This window comes from Phenylobacterium sp. (assembly GCF_031412415.1).
Lineage (GTDB): Bacteria > Pseudomonadota > Alphaproteobacteria > Caulobacterales > Caulobacteraceae > Phenylobacterium.
In genome coordinates this window covers 1-6,010 of record NZ_JANOCX010000398.1, presented here as the reverse complement: position 1 = coordinate 6,010, position 6,010 = coordinate 1, and the positions used below count along the sequence as shown (strand labels likewise).

General features: G+C 65.0%; 7 protein-coding genes. All 7 read left to right on the top strand.

Translation table 11 applies throughout. From position 1 onward, the window contains the following. Positions 1-706 (top strand): hypothetical protein (locus RMO04_RS18795; RefSeq protein ID WP_309646296.1); only part of this gene is annotated, 706 nt, incomplete at its 5' end. Further along, on the top strand, positions 703-1,146 hold the full coding sequence (locus tag RMO04_RS18790; protein ID WP_309646295.1) for a GtrA family protein: 444 nt from the start codon (positions 703-705) through the stop codon (positions 1,144-1,146). The genes RMO04_RS18795 and RMO04_RS18790, both read left to right, overlap by 4 nt. Before the next feature lie 180 nt (positions 1,147-1,326). Then, a complete protein-coding gene (locus RMO04_RS18785; protein ID WP_309646294.1) occupies positions 1,327-2,832 on the top strand; it encodes an ATP-binding protein in 1,506 nt (501 codons plus the stop codon). A gap of 36 nt (positions 2,833-2,868) precedes the next feature. Continuing rightward, the gene (gene rfbB, locus RMO04_RS18780; protein WP_309646293.1) at positions 2,869-3,927 is read left to right on the top strand and encodes a dTDP-glucose 4,6-dehydratase; all 1,059 of its coding nucleotides are present in this window, start codon (positions 2,869-2,871) and stop codon (positions 3,925-3,927) included. A 48-nt stretch (positions 3,928-3,975) separates the two neighbouring features. Next, on the top strand, positions 3,976-4,869 hold the full coding sequence (gene rfbA / locus RMO04_RS18775; RefSeq protein ID WP_309646292.1) for a glucose-1-phosphate thymidylyltransferase RfbA: 894 nt from the start codon (positions 3,976-3,978) through the stop codon (positions 4,867-4,869). A 180-nt stretch (positions 4,870-5,049) separates the two neighbouring features. Continuing rightward, positions 5,050-5,493: a PEPxxWA-CTERM sorting domain-containing protein gene (locus tag RMO04_RS18770; RefSeq protein ID WP_309646291.1), complete on the top strand. Its 444-nt coding sequence runs from the start codon at positions 5,050-5,052 to the stop codon at positions 5,491-5,493. Positions 5,494-5,742: 249 nt separating this feature from the next. Then, positions 5,743-6,010 (top strand): glycosyltransferase (locus RMO04_RS18765; RefSeq protein WP_309646290.1); only part of this gene is annotated, 268 nt, incomplete at its 3' end.

Genomic DNA, 6,010 nt, shown 5'->3' with positions numbered 1-6,010 from the left:
GGTGGACGGCGACGACACGTATGACGCCGAGAGCGCGCGCCTGCTGGTAGATCGGCTTGTCGCCGACCAGTTGGACATGGTCACCGGTACGCGCGTGACGGACTGGACGTCCTACCGCGCCGGCCATCGGTTCGGGAACATCCTCCTGACGACGATCGTGCGAGTGGTCTTCGGACCCCATGCCACCGACATGCTGTCTGGATACCGGGTTTTCTCGCGACGCTTCGTCAAGACGTTCCCCATGCTTTCGGGCGGCTTCGAGATCGAGACCGAGCTAACGGTGCACGCGCTCGAGATGCGTATGCCGCTCGGAGAAGAAAAGACCGCGTACAAGGATCGAGGCGAGGGGTCGGTATCCAAGTTGTCCACGTTCCGTGACGGCTTCAAGATCTTAGGGATCATCGGTCGTCTGGTCAAAGAAGAGCGACCGCTCTTGTTCTTCAGTCTGATCGCTTTTGGACTCTTCGCCTTGGCCGTCGGCCTCGCAGCGCCGATCGTCTATACCTACTATGAAACCGGACTAGTTCCGCGGTTCCCGACCGCGATCCTCGCGACGGGCCTGGTGATCGTGTCGTTCTTGTCTCTCGCCTGTGGTCTCATCCTGGACACCGTCACCCGTGGGCGTCGCGAGGCCAAGCGCATCGCGTACTTGGCGCAGCGGGCGCCCATTTTCGGATCGACCCGCCTGACTCCGAACCGGCCGTGAACCGATTGGCGTTCCTGGCCAGCGGGCGCATTCCTCCCGTGGCCGTTCAGTTTGTGCTGTTCGCCGCGATCGGCGGTCTCGGCATGTTCGTGGATATGGCGGCGCTCTGGTTTGCTCTCAACATCCTGGCGGTCGGCCCCTACCTCGGGCGGGTGATCTCCTACCTATTCGCCGCCACCTTCACCTGGGCCTGCAACCGAGCCATTACGTTCCGCGGGGTTGGATCTGGAATCCTGCTAGCCCAGTGGGCGAAGTTCCTGATGGTGAACACGTTCGGGGCCACGGCGAACTTCGCCGTCTACGCCATCGCGTTGCGTTACCTTGGGCGCTGGCTTCCACACGTCGATCCGTCTTTCGCGCCATATATCGGCGTCGCGCTGGGCTCGGCGACGGGGCTCATTTTCAATTTCGTGGCGTCGAAGCGGCTGGTGTTTCGATAGGGACACGTGAGCTTGGCGGATAAGGTACGAGTGACATCGGGTCTGACATTAACGTTGACTCAACTGCGCTCGGTTTAAGATTTCGCCACATTCGCCGTGTTTAGGTGGGCAGGTCAGATTATCTGATCTAGACCGCGCGGTGCTGTCAGCGCATCGCTGCAAAGGGTTGTTGGAGGCTCCGTGAGTTGGATCAACAGGCTATTGGGGCGTCGGCCGAAGACCGGTCCGGGTGCTCAGGCCGTGCCGGCGTTTTCCGTCGCGCCGCTGGTAACTCCAGGTCGTGAGGACGCGGCGAAGAAATCCGGCGTCGGTTCGCTGTTTCCTCGCTTTCAATCCACCGCCGGCGACCAACTGACGCCGCGTCTCGCGGATCGGTTCGCCACCACTCGCATCAAGCTGCGCAGCGCGTTCACGCCAGCCCAGCCGATCACTGACCGCAAGATGTTCGCGGGTCGCATCGACGTGCTGACGACGCTGATCCGGTCACTGGAGGAACAGCGCGTCCACGTCATCATGTACGGCGAGCGCGGCATCGGTAAGACTTCGCTGGTTCACGTCCTGACCCAGGCGGCTCAGGACGCTCGCTACATCGTCGTCTATTGCTCGTGCGGCGCCGGTTCGAACTTCGACGAAATCTTCCGCGCCGTGGCGGCGGACGTGCCGCTGTTGTTCCACTCCGGATTTGCGCCCACCGCCGAGCAGGCTGAACGCGGCGGTTCGTTGGCCGATCTGCTGCCGGCCGGTCCGTTGTCGCCGCGTACGGTGGCCGATCTTTTCGCCAAGATGACGGGCACGCGGTTGCTGGTTGTGCTGGACGAGTTCGACGTCTGCGAGAGCCCCGAATTCCGCCGCAACATCGCCGAGCTGATCAAGAACCTGTCGGACCGGTCGATCCGGACGCAGTTGGTTATCGCCGGCGTCGCCGCCGACCTTACGCAGCTTGTCGAGCACATCCCGTCGATCCGCCGCAACATCTTCGCCCTGCAGGTCCCGAAGATGACGGCCGCCGAGATCAGCCACCTGGTTGAGAACGGCGAGGAGATCAGCGGCGTCGCCTTTGACCGCGCCGCGCTGGACTTCATCGTCTTCGTGGCCAACGGCTCGCCCTATCTGGCCAGCCTGCTCAGCCACCATTCGGGCCTGGCCGCGCTGGACAAGGCGCGCACCAAGGTCTCGGTCGAGGACGTATCGCTCGCCGTCGATCAGGCCTTGGCCGAGTTCCGCGGCCGGATCTCCAAGCATTCCCAAGCCCAGATCGACCAGGCCGCCAAGAGCGGCGTGCGCCATGTTCTGGGCGTGATGGCCGGAGCGGCGCGGTTCAACAACGGCCGGTTCGACGATCGCGATGTGGATGCGCTCTATCCAAGCGCGGCGACGGCGGCGAACTTCAAGAACACGGTCGGCGAGCTGGCCGCCAAGAACATCCTGCTGGAACTCAGCGAGGACGAGCTGGGCAAGGCCTACAAGTTCTCCGAGGAGAGCGTGCTCCCGTACCTGTGGATTCTCGCGGCCCAGAAGCGGTTCCTGGAGAGCCGCAAGCCTGCGCCGGTGGTCGAGAAGCCTGTCATAGAGAAGGCCTCCGCCGACAAGGTGGCCGAGAAGGTCGCGGACAAGGCGGCGGACAAGGCCTCGGCCAAGGACGAGCCTGTCGCCCCGGCCCCTCGCGCGGCCGCCCGTCAGGGCTGAGGCCCGTCACGGCCACTAGGATTGAGGGGAAGGCGCTTGCGAATACTTGTCACCGGCGGGGCAGGCTTCATCGGCTCGGCCCTGATCCGACACCTGATCGCCGAGACCAGCCATGAAGTGCTGAACCTCGACAAGCTTACCTATGCCGGCGACCTGCGGTCGCTGGAGGCGGTGGCCGAGAGCAACCGCTATGGCTTCCGGCATGCCGATATCGGAGACGGCGCGGCGGTCCGCGCCGCCTTGCGAGAGTTCCGGCCCCAAGTGGTGACCCACTTGGCCGCCGAGTCCCATGTCGACCGGTCGATTGATGGCCCGGCTGACTTCATCCAGACCAACATCGTTGGCACGTTCGTGCTGCTGTCGGAGGTGCTGTCGTACTGGCGCGAGCTGGACGGTCAGGCTAAGGCGGATTTCCGCTTCCACCACATCTCCACCGATGAGGTGTTCGGCTCGCTGGGCGACGACGGCTACTTCACCGAAACCACCGCCTACGATCCGCGCTCGCCCTATTCGGCCTCAAAGGCCTCCTCCGACCATCTGGTCCGCGCCTGGCACCACACCTACGGCCTGCCGGTGATGGTGACCAACTGCTCCAACAACTACGGCCCGTATCACTTCCCCGAGAAGTTGATCCCGCTGATGATCGTCAAAGGCTTGGCTGGTGAGCCGCTGCCGGTCTACGGCCAGGGCTCAAACGTCCGCGACTGGCTCTATGTCGACGATCACGCACGCGCGCTGACCCGGGTCTTCGAGGCGGGCCAGCCTGGCGAGAGCTACATCATCGGCGGACGCGCGGAGCGGACCAATCTGCAGGTCGTTCACGCCATCTGCGACGCCCTGGATCGGCTCCGGCCCCGCGCCGACGGCAAGTCGTACCGCGATCAGATCGCCTATGTGGCCGATCGCCCAGGCCACGACCACCGCTACGCCATCGATCCCGCCAAGCTCAAACGCGAGCTGGGATGGACCGCCCAGGAGAGCTTCGAGACGGGCATCCAGAAGACCATCGGCTGGTACCTGGACAACGAAGCCTGGTGGGCCCCCATCCTCGCGCGCAGCGACGCGGGCCGCAGGCTAGGCCTCAAGGCGTCTTGAGCGAAGCCGCTTCGCGGCCTATCGCGACTGCGTGAATTGGAGAGTTCGATGAAGGGCATCATCCTGGCCGGCGGTTCGGGGACGCGGCTGCATCCGGCGACGCTCGCCGTGAACAAGCAGCTGCTGCCGATCTATGACAAGCCGATGATCTACTATCCGCTGTCGGTGCTGATGCAGGCCGGTATCCGGGAGATCCTGATCATCTCCTCGCCCGAATACATCGACAACTACCGGCGGCTGTTCGAGGACGGTTCGGCCCTGGGGCTCAGCATCCAGTACGCGGTCCAGCCCAGTCCCGACGGCCTGGCCCAGGCCTTCCTGATCGGCGAGGACTTCATCGGCGACGACCGGGCGGCCCTGGTCCTGGGCGACAACATCTTCTTCGGCGCCGGCATGAGCCAGCTGCTGTCGCGAGCCGCGGCGCGTGAGCGTGGCGCGACGGTCTTTTCTTATCAGGTCGACCAGCCGCAGGCCTACGGCGTGGTCGAGCTGGACGACGACGGCCGGGCGATCAGCCTGGAGGAAAAGCCCGTGGAGCCGAAGTCGCGGCAGGCGGTCACGGGGCTGTATTTCTACGACAACCGCGTGGTGGAGCTGGCCAAGCAGGTCCGGCCCTCGGCGCGGGGCGAACTGGAAATCACCGATCTCAATCGCATGTACATGGAGATGGGCGAGCTCTACGTCGAACAGCTCTCGCGCGGCTATGCATGGCTGGACACCGGCACCCACGAGAGTCTCGTCGAGGCCTCCGAGTTCGTCCGCGCCGTTCAGAAGCGCCAAGGCGTGCAGGTGGCCTGCCTGGAGGAGATCGCCTACGCCCACGGCTTCATCGACCGGGCGCAGCTCAAGGTGCGCGGCGAGCTTTTCGCCAAGACCGCCTATGGCCGCTACCTGCTGGATATCGTCGACCGCGGCGCGGCGATGACCCCGCGGGACCTGTGACACAGGCGGCGTGAAGCTGGACCGGAACTTGCAGCAAATCCCGTAACTGGGGAATCAGCCTCCATAAGCGCCCGAACTAGGCGTATATCGGGGGAGGATCCCAAAACGGGACTGGGCTGGGTTATGTTCGGGCACAAGACAAACCGCGTTCTCTTCGGACTTCTCCTGCTGGCGGCCGCCTTGCCGGTTCCCGCCATGACGCCTGCGCTGCTCTCGGGCAAGCTCGGCGCGATGAGCGCCATGGTCGAGGGGCAACGCCTGCCGCTTCAGGTCGATGTCTGGCGCTATCTCCTGCCGCGCACCCCGCTGCTGGGCGAGGTTCGTCCCGAACCGGCGCTGCTGGGCTGGGTGGAGCCAGAAGTCGTTCCGACCATTGTTCCGATCGAGACGGAGGCCCTCCCGATCGCCGAGCTGACCGACCCGATCACGCTGATCTCCATGCCCAGCTTCCGCACGGAGTTCCCGCTGTTCCCGCCGCTCACTCAGGGCGAGACGCAGCTTCCCGGCGGCGGGCTCTCGCCGGTGCCGGAACCGTCGACCTGGATGCTGCTGATCAGCGGCTTCCTTGTGGTCGGTCACGCGCTGCGTAGCCGACGCCCGCGCGCCGTGAGTTTGACCGCCTAGGGGCGATCTCGAACATCGTCGCGCGCCACATCTGATTTTCGAGCGAGCGACGAGACGCTCAAGTCCAGCCAGCACGGTTCTTGGTCAGGCGCGGCGCCGTCCGCCGCGGATCGGCGCGAAAGCTCGGGCGTTCAGCGCCGATTGGCGTCGCGTGGAGTTTGGGGATGTCGTCGAGCGGCGAATGTGGAATGTGTGCCGGATGACTTGCCTGTCCCCGACGTTCGCAAATCGCCGCCACCGGCGTCGGCCATGACGCTCGCGACAGACGCGCGACCCGCCGCGCCGCCAGACCTTGGCGTCGCGGTTGTCACGGTGAACTGGAACGGCTGGCGCGACACGCTCGCCTGCCTGGCCGCGCTGCGTGGGAGCCGCGGCGCGGCCTGGCGACTCATCATCGTCGACAACGCCTCGACCGACGACTCGCGATCGCACCTGTCCGACTTGGGCGACGACGTCACGACACTCTGGGCGCCGACCAATGGCGGCTGGACCGGCGGCAACAATATCGGGGTCGCCC